17 protein-coding genes are annotated in these 20212 nt (G+C 60.0%); all 17 read right to left on the bottom strand.

Annotated elements, in window-relative coordinates; all coding sequences use genetic code 11:
• Positions 1–277: 277 nt before the first annotated feature.
• The 17 genes from nuoN to CKW20_RS12510 all read right to left on the bottom strand — a co-directional run bounded on the left by nuoN (position 278) and on the right by CKW20_RS12510 (position 20145).
• Positions 278–1741 carry an NADH-quinone oxidoreductase subunit NuoN gene (gene nuoN, locus CKW20_RS12430; RefSeq protein WP_095053162.1) on the bottom strand — a complete coding sequence of 488 codons (1464 nt, stop codon included), beginning with the start codon at positions 1739–1741 and terminating at the stop codon, positions 278–280.
• A gap of 7 nt (positions 1742–1748) precedes the next feature.
• Complete coding sequence (gene nuoM, locus CKW20_RS12435; RefSeq protein ID WP_095053163.1) at positions 1749–3281, bottom strand: NADH-quinone oxidoreductase subunit M; 1533 nt, start codon at positions 3279–3281, stop codon at positions 1749–1751.
• Between the two features lie 39 nt (positions 3282–3320).
• A complete protein-coding gene (gene nuoL / locus CKW20_RS12440; protein WP_095053164.1) occupies positions 3321–5174 on the bottom strand; it encodes an NADH-quinone oxidoreductase subunit L in 1854 nt (617 codons plus the stop codon).
• Entirely contained in the window at positions 5171–5479 is a 309-nt protein-coding gene (gene nuoK / locus CKW20_RS12445) for an NADH-quinone oxidoreductase subunit NuoK (protein ID WP_007946416.1), read from the bottom strand. Before nuoK ends, nuoL begins: the two co-directional genes overlap by 4 nt.
• Before the next feature lie 2 nt (positions 5480–5481).
• Positions 5482–5985 (bottom strand): NADH-quinone oxidoreductase subunit J, encoded by a 504-nt coding sequence (gene nuoJ / locus CKW20_RS12450; RefSeq protein ID WP_007905076.1) that lies wholly within the window; start codon positions 5983–5985, stop codon positions 5482–5484.
• A 9-nt stretch (positions 5986–5994) separates the two neighbouring features.
• Positions 5995–6540 carry an NADH-quinone oxidoreductase subunit NuoI gene (gene nuoI / locus CKW20_RS12455; protein ID WP_198044941.1) on the bottom strand — a complete coding sequence of 182 codons (546 nt, stop codon included), beginning with the start codon at positions 6538–6540 and terminating at the stop codon, positions 5995–5997.
• 12 nt (positions 6541–6552) lie between these two features.
• Positions 6553–7560: an NADH-quinone oxidoreductase subunit NuoH gene (gene nuoH, locus CKW20_RS12460; RefSeq protein ID WP_008014900.1), complete on the bottom strand. Its 1008-nt coding sequence runs from the start codon at positions 7558–7560 to the stop codon at positions 6553–6555.
• On the bottom strand, positions 7557–10271 hold the full coding sequence (nuoG, locus tag CKW20_RS12465; protein WP_095053165.1) for an NADH-quinone oxidoreductase subunit NuoG: 2715 nt from the start codon (positions 10269–10271) through the stop codon (positions 7557–7559). Before nuoG ends, nuoH begins: the two co-directional genes overlap by 4 nt.
• Positions 10272–10409: 138 nt before the next feature.
• A complete protein-coding gene (nuoF, locus tag CKW20_RS12470) occupies positions 10410–11765 on the bottom strand; it encodes an NADH-quinone oxidoreductase subunit NuoF (RefSeq protein ID WP_007905061.1) in 1356 nt (451 codons plus the stop codon).
• Positions 11762–12259: an NADH-quinone oxidoreductase subunit NuoE gene (gene nuoE / locus CKW20_RS12475; protein ID WP_030130919.1), complete on the bottom strand. Its 498-nt coding sequence runs from the start codon at positions 12257–12259 to the stop codon at positions 11762–11764. The genes nuoF and nuoE overlap by 4 nt, the downstream gene beginning before the upstream one ends.
• 2 nt (positions 12260–12261) lie before the next feature.
• Complete coding sequence (nuoC, locus tag CKW20_RS12480; protein ID WP_095053166.1) at positions 12262–14046, bottom strand: NADH-quinone oxidoreductase subunit C/D; 1785 nt, start codon at positions 14044–14046, stop codon at positions 12262–12264.
• A 72-nt stretch (positions 14047–14118) separates the two neighbouring features.
• Positions 14119–14793, bottom strand: coding sequence for an NADH-quinone oxidoreductase subunit B family protein (locus CKW20_RS12485; protein ID WP_050682721.1), 675 nt, complete (start codon positions 14791–14793; stop codon positions 14119–14121).
• Between the two features lie 10 nt (positions 14794–14803).
• Complete coding sequence (locus CKW20_RS12490) at positions 14804–15217, bottom strand: NADH-quinone oxidoreductase subunit A (protein WP_007905050.1); 414 nt, start codon at positions 15215–15217, stop codon at positions 14804–14806.
• Positions 15218–15789: 572 nt separating this feature from the next.
• Positions 15790–17115, bottom strand: coding sequence for an isocitrate lyase (gene aceA, locus CKW20_RS12495; RefSeq protein WP_095053167.1), 1326 nt, complete (start codon positions 17113–17115; stop codon positions 15790–15792).
• Between the two features lie 512 nt (positions 17116–17627).
• Entirely contained in the window at positions 17628–18389 is a 762-nt protein-coding gene (locus CKW20_RS12500; protein WP_095053168.1) for a secretin N-terminal domain-containing protein, read from the bottom strand.
• Positions 18390–18557: 168 nt separating this feature from the next.
• Positions 18558–18983, bottom strand: coding sequence for a GNAT family N-acetyltransferase (locus tag CKW20_RS12505; RefSeq protein ID WP_095053169.1), 426 nt, complete (start codon positions 18981–18983; stop codon positions 18558–18560).
• A complete protein-coding gene (locus CKW20_RS12510) occupies positions 18976–20145 on the bottom strand; it encodes a cupin domain-containing protein (RefSeq protein WP_095053170.1) in 1170 nt (389 codons plus the stop codon). The genes CKW20_RS12505 and CKW20_RS12510 overlap by 8 nt, the downstream gene beginning before the upstream one ends.
• Positions 20146–20212 lie beyond the last annotated feature (67 nt).

Consider the following 20212-nt stretch of genomic DNA (forward strand, 5'->3'; position numbering starts at 1 on the left):
ATCACAAGAATCGAATAGGTCAAGGCTTCTGTTCCTGCCCAATTCGGTCAAGTCATTACGTTAAAGTCGAAGGCAGGATCGGGATGTAGGACGCGGCTGATTCACCCGCGAGGCGATTCTGGATATCGGGGAGGATGGGGGCGAGCAATAAGGATCAGAAGCGTACGCAATACCCTGTAGGAACTGCCGAAGGTTGCGATCTTTTGATCTTATCCAAAACGCAAAAACGGCACCCGAAGGTGCCGTTTTTGTTTGTTTCCGAGTATCGCTTACGCGATCAACCCGCCAACCCCGACTGCTGAACCAGGTTCAACAACGGCTGTGGATACAGACCGAGGAAGAATGCCAGTACGGCAATCGCCAGCAGCATCACGCCGCCTGCACGTTGTTCCCAGTGCAGCTGGGCATCGTGGCGACGCAGGTTCGGTTCCATCAGGTACAGGGTGACCATCACACGCAGGTAGTAGAAAACGCCGATGGCGCTGCCCAGTACCAGGGAGCCGACCAACCACCATTGCTGCGATTCGACACCGGTAGCGATGATGTAGAACTTGCCGATGAAGCCCGCGGTCAGCGGGATACCGGCCAGGGACAGCATCATCACGGTCAGGACGGCGGTCAGGTACGGACGGCGCCAGAACAGGCCGCGGTATTCGTACAGGGCATCCGCGTCACGGCCGTTGTACGGCGAGGACATCAGGGTGATCACGCCGAACGCGCCGAGGCTGGTGATCACGTAGGTGACCAGGTACACGCCGATGGCTTCCACGGCCAGGCCTTTGCTCGCCACCAGGGCGATCAGCAGGTAGCCGAAGTGGGCGATGGACGAGTAACCCAGCAGACGCTTGAGGTTGCTTTGGGTCAGTGCCAGCAGGTTACCGAACAGGATCGACGCGATGGCGATGATGGTCAGTACGTCGCTCAGTACGCCACTGCTCGCCGCTGGCGAGATCTGGAACAGACGCACCATCACCGCGAATACAGCGACTTTCGACGCGGTGGCCAGGAACGCTGCCACCGGTGCCGGAGCACCTTCGTAAACGTCCGGGGTCCAGAGGTGGAACGGTACCAGCGACAACTTGAACGCCAAGCCGATCAGCATCATGCCCAGGCCTAGTTGAGCCAGAGAACTTGGCAGACCGGTGGCCGCCAGGGCCTGACCGATGCCGTTGAAGCTCAGGCTGCCAGCGTCGGCGTAGAGCAGCGCCATGCCGAACAACAGGAAAGCGGAACCGGCGGCCGACAGCACCATGTACTTGATGCCGGCTTCCAGCGAGCGCTTGTTGAAGAAAGCGTAAGCCACCAGACCGTAGACCGGTACCGAGAGCAGTTCCAGACCGACGAACAAGCCGGCCAGGTGCTGCGCGCTGACCAGTACCAGGCCACCGGCGGCGGACATCAGGATCAGCAGGTAAAGTTCTTCACGGTTGCCCGGGTAACCCGAACCGCCATCGCCGAGGTAGGCGTGGGCGAGTGTCACACAGGCAAGGGTGGCGACCAGGATCAGCGCCATGTACAAGCAAGCGAAGGTGTCGATCTGCAGCAATGGCGTCACGGCCAGCGGCGCGACTTTCAGGGCTGGCAGGATCGACAGCAAGGCCAGGTTCAGACCTGCCACCGACAGCAGGAAGGTCTGTGAGTGGTTGCGACGCCAGGCGATAGCCAGCATCACCACGATGATCGTGGCGCTGGTGATCAACAATGGCGCAAGCGCGATAAAGTGTTGAGTCGTGAATTCCATAGCGCTCTTACCGGGCCGAAGCGAGTTGAGTGAAGGCGGTGCCGAGCCACTGCTGCACGCCATGCATCGTCGCGGCAGAGGTGTCGAGGAACGGTTGCGGGTACACGCCGATGTAGATCAGCAACGCCGCCAGTCCAACCACCATGATCAGTTCGCGACCGTCCATGCCATGCAAAACCGCGTCCGATTTCGACGGGCCGAAGAAGGCACGGTGGACCATGATCAGCGAGTAAACCGAGCCGAACACCAGCCCGGACGTCGCGATCACGGTGATCCATGGGGCGCTGGCGAAGGTACCGATCAGGATCAGGAACTCACCGACAAAGTTACCGGTCGCCGGCAAGCCCAGAGACGCTGCGGCGAAGAACAGGCTAAGGGCTGGCAGGTAGGCAATCTTCGACCACAGGCCACCCATCTCACGCATATCGCGGGTGTGGGTACGCTCGTACAGCTGACCGGAGAGGATAAAGAGTGCCGCGGCCGACAGACCGTGCGCCAGCATCTGCATCACTGCGCCCTGCAGCGCCAGTTGGCTGCCGGAGTAGATGCCGATCAGCACGAAGCCCATGTGGGAAACGGACGAGAAGGCAATCAGACGCTTGATGTCGGTTTGCGCGAAGGCCAGGAACGCACCGTAGAAAATCCCGATCAGACCCAAGGTCATGGCGAACGGCGCGAACTCGGCCGAGGCATTCGGGAACAGCGGCAGGGCGAAACGCAGCAGGCCATACGCAGCAGTCTTCAACAAGATACCGGCCAGGTCCACGGAACCCGCGGTCGGTGCCTGGGCGTGAGCGTCAGGCAACCAGGAGTGGAACGGCACCACGGGCAGCTTGACCGCGAAGGCGATGAAGAAGCCGAGCATCAGGATGTACTCGGTGGTCATCGACATCTTGGTCTTCAACAGATCGGCGTAGTTGAAGGTAATCACGCCGGTGTCGTTGAAGTTGACCAGTACCAGACCCAGGATCGCCACCAACATGATCAGGCCGGAAGCCTGAGTGAAGATGAAGAACTTGGTCGCCGCGTAGATCCGGGTTTTCTTGCCGTCCGAAGAACTGTGACCCCAGAGCGCGATGAGGAAGTACATCGGCACCAGCATCATTTCCCAGAAGAAGAAGAACATGAACAGGTCGAGGGCGAGGAACACGCCGACGACACCGCCCAGGATCCACATCAGGTTCAAGTGGAAGAAGCCCACGTGACGCTGGATCTCTTTCCACGAGCAGAGTACCGAGAGGACACCCAGCAGGCCGGTCAGCAGGATCATCAACAGCGACAGGCCGTCGAGGGCCAGGTGCACGTTGATGCCGAAGCGCTGGATCCAGACGTGTTTGAACTCAAGCACCCAAGTCGGATCGGCACCAGGTGCCGGAGCAAATGAATAGTCACCGTTGGCCCACAGCCAGAGGCCGAGGGAGAGCAGCAGGGACATGGTGATCAGCGCAATCCAGCGCGGGAGGGTAGCGCCGAAGCGCTCACCCATCCAGCACAGCAGGCCGCCGATGAAGGGGATCAGGATTAGCCAAGGCAGAATCATGACGGGCTCGTTTCCTTTCGCAAGTTCGCAAGGTTCATATCAGACCGCTACCAGCACGACGGCGCCGATTACCAGCACGGCACCAGCAGCCATCGAGGCGGCATACCAACGCAATTGACCGGTCTCGGTGCGGCTCAGGGCGGTGTGACCGCCTTTTGCCATACGCGGGATCAGACCGATAGTCTGGTCGAGCGGGTCTTTGCGCAGTACATGGCTGATCGCAAGGTAAGGCTTGACGAACAGTTTGTCGTAGATCCAGTCGAAGCCCCAGGCAGCGAACCACCAGGCCGAAAGGACGCGGCCGATGCCGCTGTTGGCGACGGCGGTGGCGAAGCGACGCTTGCCAAGGAACAGCAGCGCGGCCAGCAGGATACCGGCCAGGGCGATGGCGCCCGAGGCGATTTCCAGGCTGTGCTTGGCTTCGCCGCCGGCATGGCCGACGCTTTCTGGCAGTACACCGTGCAGCGGCGGAACGATCATCGCGCCGACGAACGTCGACAGTACGATCAGCACCGACAGCGGCAGCCAGTGAGCGATACCGTGGCCGGCGTGCGCTTCGGTCTTCGCTTCACCGTGGAACGCGATGAAGATCAGGCGGAAGGTGTACAGCGAGGTCATGAACGCACCGACCAGACCTGCATAAAGCAGACCCTGGTTACCGCTGGCGAACGCTTCCCAGAGGATTTCATCCTTGGAGTAGAAGCCTGCGGTCACCAGAGGCAAGGCCGCCAGGGCCGCGCCGCCGACGATGAAGCTGGCGTAGGCCAGTGGCAGTTTCTTCCACAGGCCACCCATCTTGAAGATGTTCTGCTCGTGGTGGCAGGCAACGATCACCGCACCCGATGCAAGGAACAACAGCGCCTTGAAGAAGGCGTGAGTCATCAGGTGGAAGATCGCGCCGTCCCACGCGCCTACGCCCAGGGCCAGGAACATGTAGCCGATCTGGCTCATGGTCGAGTAGGCGAGGATACGTTTGATGTCGGTCTGAACCAGTGCGGCAAAACCTGCCAGTACCAGCGTCACGCCACCCACAACACCCACCAGGTGCAGGATGTCCGGCGCCAGGGCGAACAGACCGTGGGTACGAGCGATCAGGTAGACACCAGCAGTCACCATGGTCGCGGCGTGGATCAGTGCCGAAACCGGCGTCGGGCCGGCCATCGCATCCGCCAGCCAGGTTTGCAGCGGCAGTTGCGCGGATTTACCGACAGCGCCGCCCAGCAGCATCAGGGTCGCCAGAACGATCCAGAAGTCACCGGCCTTGAAGTGCTCAGGCGCCTTGACCAGCAGCTCCTGGATATTCAGCGTGCCCAACTGTTGGAACAGGATGAACAGGCCGATGGCCATGAACACGTCGCCAACGCGGGTCACGATGAAGGCTTTGAGTGCCGCGTTACCGTTGTTGCGGTTGCTGTAGTAGAAACCGATCAACAGGTACGAGCACAGGCCCACGCCTTCCCAGCCGAAGTACACGAACAGCAGGTTATCGGCCAGGACCAGGAACAGCATGCTGGCGATAAACAGGTTGGTGTAGGCGAAGAAGCGCGAGTAGCCGGCTTCACCGCGCATGTACCAGGACGCGAACAGGTGGATCAGGAAGCCGACGCCGACCACCACACCGAGCATGGTCAGTGACAGACCATCCAGGTACAGCGCGAAGTTAGGCGTGAAGCCTTCTACCGCCATCCACTGCCACAACACGTGGGTGTAGTGACCGCCTTCAGGTGGCGCAACGTTGAACTGCCAGATGATGTAAGCAGTGACGATTGCCGACAGGCCAATGGAGCCGACGCCGATCAGCGCCGAAAGGTTTTCCGACCAGCGACCGCGTGAGAACGCCAGCAGCAGGAAACCTATGAGAGGGAATACGAAAGTCAGATAGAGAAGGTTCATCCGCGCATCTCGCTGGCAGCGTCGATATCGAGAGTGTGGAAGCGGCGATACAGCTGCAACAGAATCGCCAGGCCAATACTGGCCTCGGCGGCTGCCAGGCTGATCACCAGAATGAACATGATCTGTCCATCCGGCTGCGCCCAGCGGCTACCGGCAACGATGAACGCCAACGCGGAGGCATTCATCATGACCTCCAGGCTCATCAGCACGAAGAGAATGTTGCGCCGGACCATCAGGCCGACCAGACCGAGGCAGAACAGGATGCCGGCAACCGCCAGACCATGCTCCATAGGGATAGCAGGCATCGTCATTGCTCCTTGGCTTCGTTGCGGCCCAAGTGGAACGCCGTGACGGCTGCGGCGAGCAGCAGCATCGAGGCGAGTTCGACCACCAGCAGGTAAGGACCGAATAGGCTGATGCCCACGGCCTTCGCGTCTACGGTGGTGTGGCCGATGGCCTGACCGCTGGCATCGCTGAACAACACGTACAGCAGTTCAACCAGCAGCAGGGTGCCGAGTGCGACCGGGCCCAGCCAGATGCCGGGTTTGAGCCAGACGCGCTCTTGCTGAACCGAGGCGGGGCCCAGGTTCAGCATCATCACCACGAACACGAACAGCACCATGATGGCGCCAGCGTAGGCGATCACTTCCAGTACACCGGCAAACGGTGCGCCGAGGGCGAAGAACGTCATGGCCACGGCGATCAGCGAAATGATCAGGTAGAGCAGGGCGTGCACGGGGTTGGTGTTGGTGATCACGCGAAGCGTGGACACAACAGCGATACCCGATGCGAAATAGAAAGCGAATTCCATCTTTCTTCCTTAAGGCAGCAAGCTCTTCACGTTGATCGGCTGGGCTTCATTTTGCGCGGAGCCTTTCGGCTTACCGGCAATCGCCATACCTGCAACACGATAGAAGTTGTAATCAGGGTTTTTGCCGGGGCCGGAGATCAACAGATCTTCTTTCTCGTACACCAGGTCCTGACGTTTGAACTCGGCCATCTCGAAATCCGGTGTCAGCTGGATCGCGGTGGTCGGGCAGGCTTCCTCGCAGAGGCCGCAGAAAATGCAGCGCGAGAAGTTGATACGGAAAAACTCCGGGTACCAGCGACCGTCGTCGGTTTCAGCTTTCTGCAGCGAGATGCAACCCACCGGGCACGCCACGGCGCACAGGTTGCAGGCTACACAGCGCTCTTCGCCGTCGGGGTCGCGGGTCAACACGATACGTCCACGGAAGCGCGGCGGCAGGTACACGGCTTCTTCCGGGTACTGCAGCGTGTCGCGCTTGCGGAAGGCGTGGCCGAAAATCATCACCAGGCTGCGAAGCTGGGTGAAGAAGCCATGCACGATGTCAAAAATGTACTTCATGATTCTCTATCCTCACTGAGCCGCGACGGCGGGCGTGTTGAGCAACACGACCGCAGCGGTCACCAGCATGTTGACGAGGGTCAGCGGCAGGCAGAACTTCCAGCTGAAATCCATCACTTGGTCATACCGTGGGCGCGGAATCGAGGCGCGCAGCAGGATGAAGAACATGATGAAGAACGCGGTTTTCAGTGCGAACCAGATGAACGGGATCTGCGGCAGAATGCCGAACGGACCGTGCCAGCCACCGAAGAACAAGGTCACCAGCAGCGCCGAAATCAACACGATGCCAATGTACTCGCCGACGAAGAACATGCCCCATTTCATGCCGGCGTATTCAATGTGGTAACCGTCGGCCAGTTCCTGCTCCGCTTCCGGCTGGTCGAACGGGTGACGGTGAGTCACGGCGACGCCAGCGATGAAGAAGGTCAGGAAACCGAAGATCTGCGGAATGACGAACCACAGGTTCTGCGCCTGGTATTCAACGATGTCGCGCATGTTGAACGAGCCAACCTGGATCACGATGCCCATCAGCGACAGGCCCATGAACACTTCGTACGACACGGTTTGTGCCGAGGCCCGCAAGCTGCCCAACAGGGCGAACTTGTTGTTACTCGACCAACCGGCGAACAGCACCGCGTAGACCGACAGACCGGCCATGGCGAAGAAGAACAGGATGCCGATGTTGATATCCGCCACGCCCCAGGTCGGGGTGATCGGGATGATCGCGAAGGCAATCAGCAAGGCGCTCATGGCCACGACCGGCGCCAACGTGAAGATCACTTTGTCGGCGAACGGCGGGGTCCAGTCTTCCTTGAAGAACATCTTGATCATGTCGGCGGCGATCTGGAACGCGCCGAACGGGCCAACGCGGTTCGGACCGTAACGGTCCTGCCAGAGGGCGAGCAGACGACGCTCGACCCAGCTCAGCAGCGCGCCGCACACCACCACGGCGAGCAGAATCACGATGGCCTTGAGGACCGCGATGATTACGTCGATCACTTCAGGCGTGAACCAGGTCATAGCGCTGCCTCCTGCAGACCGTCAACGGATTTGCCAAAGATCGCAGGCGGAATGCCGGCGAAACCGGCCGGCAATGCGACCAGACCGGCACCCAGCTCTTCGTTGATGCGCAGCGGCAGACGCAAGGTCTGGCCGGCCACGTTCAGGCTCAGCAGGGCACCGTCATTGACACCCAGGCGATCGGCTTCGGACTTGGCCAGCGACAGGTAAGGGGCTGGAATGCGTTCTTGAACCGGCGCGGCTTTGGAAGAGTTCTCTTCGCTGCCGAACAGGTGGAAGAACGGCACGACCTGCCAGGTGCCCGGAGCCGGGTTGAATGCGCGCGGAACACTGGCGAACCAGTTCAGCGAATCACCGGTGCTTTCGATCAGGCGAGTGCCCGGGTCGCCCGCGCGGATGTGACCACCGACTTCGTCCTGGAACTTGTTCCAGGCTTGCGGTGAGTTCCAGCCCGGAGACCAGGCGAATGGCACTTGCTGACGCGGTTCGACCGAGCCCGAGTAACCTTCCATGGAGAACGAAAACGCAGTGTCGTTGTCCTGGGAAGTACGCGGTTCGTGCACGCTGATGTCGGCGCGCATGGCGGTCCGGCCGCTGTAACGCAGCGGTTCGCGAGCCAGCTTCAGGCCTTTGATACGGAACGCGGCGGACGGTGCAGCATCGACGATGCGCGCCAGTTGCGGTTTGCTCGCAGCAACGGCAGCGGTGACGTGGTCCAGTTGGGTCCAGTCGATCGGCTGGTTCAGCAGGGTCGAACGCAGGGCATGCAGCCAGCGCCAGCCTTCGTGAACCAGGATGCTTGCGTCGAGGTAAGTCGGATCGAATACCTGGAAGAAACGCTGGGCGCGACCTTCCTGGCTGACCAGCGTACCGTCGCCTTCAGCGAAGCTGGCGGCTGGCAGAACCAGGTGCGCGCGATCGCTGGTAGCGGTCTTCTGATGGTCCGCCACGATCACCACTTTCGCGGCGTTCAGGGCAGCATCGACACGAGCTTTGTCGGTGCGGGTGTACAGATCGTTTTCCAGCACGACGATGGCGTCTGCCTTGCCGTCGATCACCGCTTGCAGGGCTGCGTCGACCGAGTCACCACCGAGCATGGCCAGGCCGAGGCTGTTGGCCTCTGGCACGATCAGGCTGATGGAACCGTTCTTCTCGCGCAGCTTCAGCGCCTTCGCAATGTTGGCAGCAGCCTCAATCAATGCCTTGGAACCCAGCGAGGTGCCAGCAATGATCAGTGGACGCTTGGCCGCGAGCAGGGCGTTGGCGATGCGCTGAGCCAGTTCGAGGGCTTCAGCGTCCAGGCCTTCAACGGCCGGCGCACTGGCATCGAGGGCGTGAGCCACGGCGAAACCGATGCGGGCCAGATCGTCGGGAGCGGCGTGAACGCATTCTTCCGCCACGTCGTCGAGCTTGGTTTCAGCCAGGCTGGCGATAAACAGCGGGTTCAGCGCGTCCTGACCGATGTTCTTCACCGCGGCATCGAGCCATGGCTGAACGCGCATGGCATCGGCCATGTCTTCAGCCTTGCCCTTGACCGATTGACGCAGGGCCAGGGCCATACGCGCAGCGGTCTGGGTCAGGTCTTCACCAAGGACGAAAATCGCATCGTGATCTTCGATGTCGCGCATGTTCGGGATCGGCAGCGGGCTGTCTTTAAGCACCTGCACAACCAGACGAATGCGCTCGAGCTCAGCGGCTTCGATACCGGAGTAGAAGTGCTCGGCGCCGACCAGTTCAAGCAACGCGTAGTTGCTTTCGAGGCTGGCGCGCGGCGAACCGATACCGACGATGTTGCGACCGCGCAGCAGGTCAGCAGCTTTATCCAGCGCTTCGTCGAGGCTCAGCTTGGTGCCGTTGGCCAGCAGTGGCTGACGCGGGCGGTCTTCGCGGTTGACATAGCCATAGCCGAAACGGCCACGGTCGCACAGGAAGTACTGGTTCACCGAACCGTTGAAACGGTTTTCGATGCGACGCAGTTCGCCGTAACGCTCGCCCGGAGAGATGTTGCAACCGCTGGAGCAGCCATGGCAGATGCTCGGCGAGAACTGCATGTCCCACTTACGGTTGTAGCGCTCGGAGTGAGTCTTGTCGGTGAACACACCGGTCGGGCAGACCTCGGTGAGGTTGCCGGAGAACTCGCTTTCGAGGGTGCCGTCTTCAACGCGACCGAAGTACACGTTGTCGTGGGCACCGAATACGCCGAGGTCGGTGCCGCCAGCGTAGTCTTTATAGAAGCGCACGCAGCGATAGCAAGCGATGCAGCGGTTCATTTCGTGGGAAATGAACGGGCCCAGTTGCTGGTTCTGGTGAGTACGCTTGGTGAAGCGATAGCGGCGCTCGTTGTGGCCGGTCATCACTGTCATGTCTTGCAGGTGGCAGTGACCGCCTTCCTCACAGACCGGGCAGTCGTGAGGGTGGTTGGTCATCAACCATTCAACGACGCTGGCGCGAAACACTTTCGCTTCTTCGTCGTCGATGGAGATCCAGCTGCCGTCGGTGGCGGGGGTCATGCAGGACATGACGATCCGACCACGCTTGTCGTTCTCGTCGGTGTACTGCTTGACCGCGCACTGGCGGCAAGCGCCAACGCTGCCAAGGGCTGGGTGCCAGCAGAAATAAGGGATATCGAGGCCTAGCGACAGACATGCCTGTAACAGGTTGTCTGCCCCATCGACTTCGAGCTCTTTGCCGTCTACGTGGATAGTGGCCATGGTTCAAAGTTCTTCGTTGGCCCGGTGTCAGCGGGCGTGGCTAATGGAATCTTGTTATCCGTCCGAATCCAAACAGCCTCGAAAGGCGTCATCGGACGAAAAGGCGAAGGGCACGGACCCTTCGCCTTTTTTAAGCGTTTACGCGCCGACTACGATCGGCTTTGCCAGAGGCGGGACGACGGCGCTGGTGGGCGCGATGCCGGCTTCGAACTCTGGACGGAAGTATTTGATGGCGCTGCCCAACGGCTCCACGGCACCCGGTGCGTGTGCACAAAAGGTCTTGCCCGGGCCGAGGAAACCGACCAGACCCAGCAGGGTCTCGATATCGCCGGCTTGCCCTTCACCGTTCTCGATCGCGCGCAGCAGCTTGACGCTCCACGGCAGACCGTCACGGCATGGGGTGCAGAAGCCACAGGACTCGCGGGAGAAGAACTCTTCCATGTTGCGCAGCAAGGACACCATGTTGACGCTGTCGTCCACCGCCATGGCCAGGCCGGTACCCATACGGGTGCCCACTTTGGCGATGCCGCCGGCATACATTTGTGCGTCCAGGTGTTCCGGCAACAGGAAACCGGTACCGGCGCCGCCTGGCTGCCAGCACTTGAGCTTGTAACCGTCGCGCATGCCGCCGGCGTAGTCTTCGAACAGCTCGCGACCGGTGACGCCGAACGGCAATTCCCACAGGCCAGGGTTCTTGACCTTGCCGGAGAAGCCCATGAGCTTGGTGCCCATGTCTTCGCTGCCTTCGCGGGCCAACGATTTGTACCAGTCCACGCCGTCGGCAATGATCGCCGGGACGTTGCACAGGGTTTCAACGTTGTTCACGCAAGTCGGCTTGCCCCACACGCCCACGGCGGCAGGGAAGGGCGGCTTGGAGCGCGGGTTGGCGCGGCGGCCTTCGAGGGAGTTGATCAGTGCGGTTTCTTCACCGCAGATGTAACGCCCGGCACCGGTGTGGACAAACAGCTCGAAATCGAAGCCGCTGCCCAAGATGTTTTTACCCAGCAGGCCTGCTGCCTTGGCTTCTTCCACGGCACGGTTCAGGTGCTTGGCGGCGGTGGTGTATTCGCCACGCAGGAAGATGTAGCCACGGTAGGTTTTCAGCGCGCGAGCACTGATCAGCATGCCTTCGATCAGCAGATGGGGCAGTTGCTCCATCAGCATGCGGTCTTTCCAGGTGTTCGGCTCCATCTCATCCGCGTTGCACAGCAGGTAGCGGATGTTGATGGATTCGTCCTTGGGCATCAGGCCCCACTTCACGCCCGTGGGGAAGCCTGCACCGCCGCGGCCCTTTAGGCCGGAATCTTTCACGGTCTGGACGATGTCGTCCTGGGCCATGTCGGCGAAGGCCTTGCGCGCAGCGGCGTAACCGTTCTTGGCCTGGTACTCGTCGAGCCATACGGCTTCGCCGTCGTCACGCAGACGCCAGGTGAGCGGGTGAGTCTCGGCCGAACGCTTGATGCGGTTGGCAGGACCGAAGGAAGTCAGGGTCATACGTAGCCCTCGAGCAATTTGGCAACGCCGGCAGGCTGCACATCACCGAACGTGTCGTCATCGATCATCAGCGCCGGCGCCTTGTCGCAGTTGCCGAGGCAGCAGACCGGCAGCAGGGTGAAACGACCGTCGACGGTGGTCTGACCCAGGCCGATGCCCAGCTTGCTCTGGATTTCGCTGACCACCGACTCGTGGCCGCCGATGTAGCAGACCATGCTGTCGCAGACGCGAATGATGTGACGGCCCACGGGTTGACGGAAGATCTGGCTGTAGAACGTCGCCACCCCTTCAACGTCGCTGGCCGGGATGCCGAGGATCTCGCCGATGGCGTAGAGCGCGCCGTCAGGCACCCAGCCACGTTCCTTCTGGACGATCTTCAGGGCTTCGATCGACGCCGCGCGCGGGTCTTCGTAGTGATGCAGCTCATGCTCGATGGCCGAGCGCTCGGTTTCGCTCAGGGCGAAACGGTCTGTCTGGATAAGCGGGCTGTTCATGCTTAGCGGTCCACGTCGGCCATAACGAAATCGATACTACCCAGGTACGCGATCAAGTCCGCGACCATGCTGCCTTTGATCACCGAAGGGATCTGCTGCAAGTGCGGGAAGCTTGGGGTACGAATCCGGGTGCGGTAGCTCATGGTGCCGCCATCGCTCGTCAGGTAATAACTGTTGATGCCCTTGGTCGCTTCGATCATCTGGAAGGATTCGTTGGCCGGCATGACCGGGCCCCACGAAACTTGCAGGAAGTGCGTGATCAGGGTCTCGATGTGTTGCAGCGTGCGCTCTTTGGGCGGCGGCGTGGTCAGCGGGTGATCCGCCTTGTACGGGCCTTCAGGCATGTTGCGCATGCACTGCTCGATGATCTTGATGCTCTGGCGCATTTCTTCGACGCGAACGATGCAACGGTCATAGGCATCGCCATTGGCCGCCAGCGGCACTTCGAATTCGAAGTTCTCGTAGCCGGAGTACGGGCGTGCCTTACGCAGGTCGAAGTCGCAGCCGGTGGCGCGCAGGCCGGAACCGGTGACACCCCATTCCAGGGCCTCTTTGGTGTTGTAGTCGGCGACGCCGATGGTCCGGCCACGCAGGATGCTGTTGTCCAGTGCGGCTTTCTGGTATTCGTCCAGACGCTTGGGCATCCACTCGACGAAATCCTTGACCAGTTTTTCCCAGCCGCGTGGCAGGTCGTGGGCGACGCCACCGATGCGGTACCAGGCCGGGTGCAGACGGAAACCGGTGATGGCTTCGATCACCGTGTACGCCTTCTGGCGGTCGGTGAAGGTGAAGAACACCGGGGTCATGGCGCCGACGTCCTGGATGTAAGTCCCCAGGAACAGCAGGTGGCTGGTGATCCGGAAGAACTCGGCCATCATGATGCGGATGACGTCGACCTTCTCGGGCACCTTGATGCCGGCCAGCTTCTCGACCGAGAGCACGTACGGCAGGTTGTTCATCACGCCGCCGAGGTAGTCGATACGGTCGGTGTACGGAATGAAGCTGTGCCAGGACTGACGCTCGGCCATCTTCTCGGCACCACGGTGGTGGTAACCGACGTCCGGCACGCAGTCGACGATTTCTTCGCCGTCCAGCTGCAGGATGATACGGAATGCACCGTGAGCCGAAGGGTGGTTCGGGCCGAGGTTGAGGAACATGTAGTCCTCGTTCGGACCGGAACGCTTCATGCCCCAGTCTTCAGGCTTGAAGCGCGCGGCTTCTTCCTCAAGCTGTTGCTTGGCCAGGGTCAGGCTGAACGGGTCGAACTCGGTGGCACGGGCCGGGAAGTCCTTGCGCAGCGGGTGACCTTCCCAGGTCGGCGGCATCATGATACGGGTCAGGTGCGGGTGACCGGCAAAGTTGATGCCGTACATGTCCCACACTTCACGCTCGTACCAGTTGGCGTTCGGCCAGAGACCGGTAACGGTCGGCACGCTGAGGTCGCTCTCGGACAAGGCGACCTTGATCATTACGTCACTATTACGTTCGATCGACATCAAGTGATAGAACACAGTGAAGTCGGCGCCGCTTGGCAGCCCTTGACGCTTGGTGCGCAGACGCTCGTCCACGCCGTGCAGGTCATAGAGCATGACGTACGGCTTGGGCAGGTTGCGCAGGAAGGTCAGGACTTCGACGAGTTTGGCACGGGCAACCCAAAGCACCGGCATGCCGGTGCGGGTCGGCTGGGCGGTGAACGCCTCCGGGCCAAAACGGTTATTCAGTTCGACGACCACATCCTGGTCGTCTGCCTTATAAGGCGGGATGTACAGAGCACTGCCTGTAGTCATGGTTATTTATCGCTTTCGGTCAACGTAAAGAATGAAGCCAGTTTCTCGTTTCTTTGTAAGAACAGATCTGGATCAGACTTCGTCGGGGCTGCGCAGGTTGGTGACTGCGATTCGCTGTTCGCGGCGCTGTTCCTTTTGCGAAGGCATCTCGGCGCGGTACACGCCTTGATCGCCGACGACCCAGGAAAGTGGGCGACGCTCCTGTCCAATCGACTCTTGCAAGAGCATCAAGCCTTGCAGAAAAGCTTCAGGGCGGGGCGGGCAGCCAGGCACGTAGACGTCCACGGGCAGGAACTTGTCCACCCCTTGAACGACGGAGTAGATGTCGTACATGCCACCGGAGTTGGCGCACGAACCCATGGAGATGACCCATTTAGGCTCGAGCATTTGCTCGTAGAGACGCTGAATGATCGGCGCCATCTTGATGAAGCAGGTACCGGCGATAACCATGAAATCCGCCTGACGCGGCGATGCCCGGATAACCTCGGCGCCAAAGCGCGCGATGTCGTGGGGCGCCGTGAAGGCGGTGGTCATTTCCACGTAGCAGCACGAAAGACCGAAGTTATACGGCCACAGGGAGTTCTTGCGCCCCCAGTTGATCGTGCCGTTGAGCACGTCTTCGAGCTTGCCCATGAAAATGTTTTTGTGGACTTGATCTTCTAACGGATCGGAAACGGTTTCCCGCTGGCCAATCGGATACTGCTCGTTAGGAGCATCGGGGTCGATCCTGGTGAGATTGTATTGCATTGCCAAAGCCTCATTGTTTCAGCTTCGCTTGCCGCTTGCGCCGAGCTTCCGGAGCCCAATCAAGGGCGCCCACTCGGAATAGGTAGACAAGACCTGCCAACAGAATTGCTATGAAAACGAGAGCTTCGACGAATCCGGTCCAGCCGCTTTCGCGGACGGACACAGACCAGGCAAAGAGAAAAAGGGCTTCGATATCGAAGATCACGAAGAGCATCGCGACCAGATAGAATTTGGCTGAGAGCCGCAAGCGGGCGCCACCGGTAGGTAGCATGCCGGACTCGAACGGTTCGTTTTTGCTGCGACCCCAGGCTTTTGACCCAAGGAGGCTGGAGACGCCGAGCATGAAGGCGCAAAGGCCGCCGACACCCAGAAGGAAAATGGCAAAGCCCCAGTTGTGGGCCATGAGTCCGGTCGCTTCGGGCATGCTGGTAATCCTTAACAGAGAGCAAAGGTCTCTGAGCTTGAAAAGAAACAAAGCAGTGACGATATGTCGCAGCAATCAATCCCGCTGATTTTATGGCTAAACACCGAGCAAGTAAAATTCCGATAGCGAAATTATTCACAAGAATAAGGACATCGCGCGCCTCCAAAGCCCTGTAGCCCATGCCGCTCGGGCATTAGCGGGGATTTTGTCAAATATGTCTTGTAGGTAATGTAACGAACATAGTTACCGCTAAATGATAATCAATATTATTTGTCGTGGCTTTCAAACTGTTTAACGGGTGAGTGGCTGGGAAGTTGTCTTATATGCGCGTTACTGCAAGTAGCGAGCGCGGTCGTTTTACCTGATTTTCCGGGTCGTGAAACTGCTCTGGATCAAGGTTTTTGTCCGCAAATCCACCCACGTCTGTAGGAGCGAGCGGTGCGGCGATCCTACAGGGGGGGAGAAAAATCGCGGGCAAAAAAACGCCCCGAACCAGTCGGGGCGTCAGATGGGCGGCTTTGCGGTTAGCTTTTTATTCGGTCCGCAAGGGCCGTTTGCTTAAACGAAGCAGATCAGTGGAACTGTTCTTCTTCGGTCGAACCGGTCAGCGCGGTCACCGAGGACGTGCCACCTTGAATTACGGTGGTCATGTCGTCGAAGTAGCCGGTGCCCACTTCCTGCTGGTGAGCCACGAAGGTGTAACCCTTGGCGGCGTCAGCGAACTCTTGCTCTTGCAGTTTCACGTAGGCAGTCATGTCGTTGCGGGCGTAATCGTGCGCCAGGTTGAACATGCTGTGCCACATGTTGTGAATGCCGGCCAGGGTGATGAACTGGTGCTTGTAGCCCATGGCGGACAGTTCGCGCTGGAACTTGGCGATGGTCGCGTCGTCCAGGTTTTTCTTCCAGTTGAAGGAAGGCGAGCAGTTGTACGACAGCAGTTGGTCCGGGTATTCCTTTTTGATCGCTTCAGCGAAGCGACGAGCCTCGTCCAGATCCGGCTTGGCGGTTTCGCACCAGATCAGGTCGGCGAACGGCGCGTAAGCCAAGCCGCGAGCGATGGCCTGGTCGAGACCGGCGCGCACTTTGTAGAAACCTTCCTGGGTGCGTTCGCCAGTCACGAATGGCTGGTCGTATGGATCGCAGTCGGAGGTCAGCAGATCAGCTGCGTTGGCGTCGGTACGCGCCAGGATGATGGTTGGTGTACCGGCAACGTCAGCTGCCAGGCGGGCAGCGGTCAGCTTCTGCACTGCTTCCTGGGTCGGAACCAGTACCTTGCCGCCCATGTGGCCGCATTTTTTCACGGAAGCCAGTTGGTCTTCGAAGTGAACGCCGGCGGCGCCTGCTTCGATCATGCTTTTCATCAGTTCGTAGGCGTTCAGAACGCCACCGAAACCGGCTTCAGCGTCAGCCACGATCGGAGCGAAGTAGTCGATGTAACCTTCATCGCCCGGGTTCTTGCCGGCTTTCCACTGGATCTGGTCAGCGCGACGGAACGAGTTGTTGATGCGCTTGACCACGGTCGGAACCGAGTCCACCGGGTACAGCGACTGATCCGGGTACATCGATTCGGCGGAGTTGTTGTCCGCAGCCACTTGCCAGCCCGACAGGTAGATCGCCTGGATGCCGGCCTTGACTTGTTGTACAGCCTGGCCGCCGGTCAGGGCGCCCATGCAGTTGACGAAATCTTTCTCAGGACGGAAGGACGGCTTGGCACCCTGGGTTACCAGGTTCCAAAGCTTCTCGGCGCCCATTTTTGCAAAGGTGTGCTCAGGTTGAACCGAGCCACGCAGACGGACGACGTCAGCAGCGGAGTAATTGCGTGTCACGCCTTTCCAGCGCGGGTTTTCAGCCCAGTCTTTTTCGAGGGCTGCAATTTGCTGTTCGCGTGTCAGTGCCATGGAGATAAACCTCGTCGCGTCTTTAATCGAAAGTGGTTCTGGGGTGGACAATTCCTGCGTGCCAACTACGCATTTCAAAAGGGGCGTAAAAGGCTGCTCGCTGACCAGAAGCTTAGGCGGTCAAGTCGGGTTCGGCGGGGAAGGCGACGGGATGAACGATGGGCTCGAGGGGGAAGTGAGCAGGTAAGGGCGAACTGACGGGCGCATTCGGGCGTCGTGGGCCTTGGTGCGAACTTCAGTGTGGAGCCGGGTTACCTAATACGCTTCCGTCCCTCGGGACAACTTCGTTCCAGTCGGCAACCTCGTCAAACACGCCTTGTGGGCGGTACAGACACGAATCGGCTCGCGGGGTAGGTGCGAACAGCAACTCGAAAGCCCTTGCCAGGGCCTCTGATTAGCGGGAGCGAGGCCATCATGCCTTTGCTTTTTTGGCTCGTCAAACGTTTTGTAGTGCTTTTTTTATAGCACTACATCTTTGGTCTAATACGACTAATCAGTCAGTTTTTGGTGCTTTAGTCCAACGTATCGACTTTCACCCGCAGAGACATGTCATCCCGCCCCTGAGTCGAGTAGCTGCGGGTCAGGCCCTGTTTGTCGGCTTGAGTCTGGCGATTCACACCGGCCAGGGTGATCCACTCGCCCAGTCGACCGCTGACCGTTGTGTCGGTACTTTGCACATTCACTACATCGGGACGATCCTGGCTCATCCGGTCACGGTTAGTACTGATTGCCAGATGAACGATGTCGCCGGTGACGCTGGCGGTAACGTAGAAGCCTTGGGTGACGTTGCGGTATTCAGTCTGGCTGCGCAGGTCGCCATAGCTGTCGGTCTGGGTGCTGGTGAGCGGCACGCTCTGTCCGACCTGGATCAGCGCCGGTGTGCCTTCGCTGGCCTGAACCTGCTGGATGCCGCCGTCGCGGCTGTCGGTGCTGCGGTTGATGATGCGAGTCTGGCTCGGCTTGGCGCCGTTCACCGAGTAACCCTGATCGCCCTGGAAATTGTTTTCGTTGGTGTCGACGGTGATCAGCAGGCGCTTGGCGGCCACGTCGAGTTGGCTGATCAAGGCCTTAAGTTCGTCGATCTTGCGCTGTTCCGCGTTGACGATCAGCTGATTGCCATAGGCGCTGACCTGGCCGTCCTTGCCGATGAAATTCTGCGCCACCGGCAGCAGGTCGGCGCTGGTGCGATAGTTCAGGGGCACGATCTCGGTGGCGGCCATGACCGAAAAACTGCAGATAAGCAGCAGCGTGGTGAGTAGGGTGCGTAGGGACATTTCCGGTATCTCCGCCAACTTAAAGTATTGATATTGCCAGTTTGTCGGCCCGGCGTGGTGCGAGTTGAATCACAGACAGCAAAACGCCCCGGCATCGGTTGATGGCGGGGCGTTTTGTGTGGCGTGATCGTTCCCACGCGGAGCGTGGGAACGATCAGTTGCAGGGTTTCAAGCCGAATGCCGCACCATGTCCACATGCGGAATCCCGGCTTCCAGGAATTCCTCACTGACCATGCTGAAGCCTAAGCGCTCATAGAACGCTGTGGCCTGCACCTGCGCGCTCAGCATCTGCTGCTTCAGCCCGCGCGCCTCAGCTTCGCCAATCACCGCTTGCATCAGCGCATCGCCGACTTTCAAGCCGCGCCAGTCCTTCAGTACCGATACCCGGCCAATATGCCCATCGGGCAGCAGGCGGGCGGTGCCAATCGGAAAGTCGCCTTCGAAGGCCAGAAAATGCACCGCCGTAGCGTCATCGGCATCCCATTCCAGTTCAGGCGGAACGGATTGCTCGGCGACAAACACCGTTTCACGAATGCGCCGGATCTCGGCGTTGTCCTTTTGCCAGTCTGCGACACGTACGTGAATTTTATTCATCGGCAAACCCCAGGCTGCCTTGCTTGATCAGTTCGCACAGCAGGCCGCGGCCGTCTTCGTCGCTCAGCCATTGGCCAAGGTTGTCGACGTGCAGCGCATCGGCGGCGCAAATCATCTTCAGCAACTCGCGCAGTTTGCCCGGCAGGTAACGGCTTTGACCGCTGGCGAACAGCAACAGGTCGTCATCGACTTCCGACCAGGCCAGACGTGCGCTTGGGTTGCGGATCAGCACCGCCCCTTGCTCGAGGCTGGCGAGCAGGTCGTCTTCTTCGATCTCTTCCGGGCCAACCACCAGTTCCGGGTAGCGCGGCTCGGTCATGAACTGGCCGAACCAGGTCAGCAGCAGACGCTCGTCGCTCATGTGCTCGGCCAGCAGGCTTTTCAGGCGATCGAGGGCGTCGTGCTGGATCTGATGAGGATCGACCGCCGGCAGGGCGTCGGCGTCGGTGTAACGCTCTTCGTCCGACAGGAACTGGCTGAGGAAATCGGTGAAGTGGGTTAGCACTTCAGCGGCGCTCGGTGCACGGAAACCGACCGAGTAAGTCATGCAGTCGTCAACGGCCACGCCGCAGTGAGCCAGGCGCGGCGGCAGGTAGAGCATGTCGCCCGGTTCCAGAACCCACTCATCGGTGGCTTCGAAATCAGCGAGGATGCGCAGGTCCGCGTGTTGCAGCAGCTTGCTCTCGGAATCGCACATCTGGCCGATTTTCCAATTGCGCTTGCCGTGGCCTTGCAGCAGGAACACGTCGTAGTTGTCGAAGTGCGGACCGACGCTGCCACCCGGGGCGGCGAAGCTGATCATCACGTCGTCGACACGCCAGCTCGGCAGGAAGCGGAAGTGCTCCAGCAGTTCGCTGACTTCCGGGACGAACTGGTCGACGGCTTGCACCAGCAGAGTCCATTCGCGTTCCGGCAACTTGCTGAATTCGTCTTCGGCAAACGGACCGCGGCGCAATTCCCATGGGCGCTCGCCATGCTCGATCACCAGGCGCGATTCGACTTCTTCTTCCAGCGCCAGGCCGGCCAGTTCGTCGGCGTCGATCGGGCTTTCGAAATCAGGAATCGCCTGGCGGATCAGCAATGGTTTTTTCTGCCAGTAGTCGCGCAGGAATTCCCGTGCCGTGATGCCGCCCAGAAGTTGAAGAGGAATGTCAGGATTCATGTGTAACCTATTGAAAAAAAGCACTTTTCAGACGGGAATAAAAACGCCCGGCGCTGCCGGGCGTCTC

It is taken from the genome of Pseudomonas sp. Irchel s3b2 (assembly GCF_900187445.1).
GTDB lineage: Bacteria > Pseudomonadota > Gammaproteobacteria > Pseudomonadales > Pseudomonadaceae > Aquipseudomonas.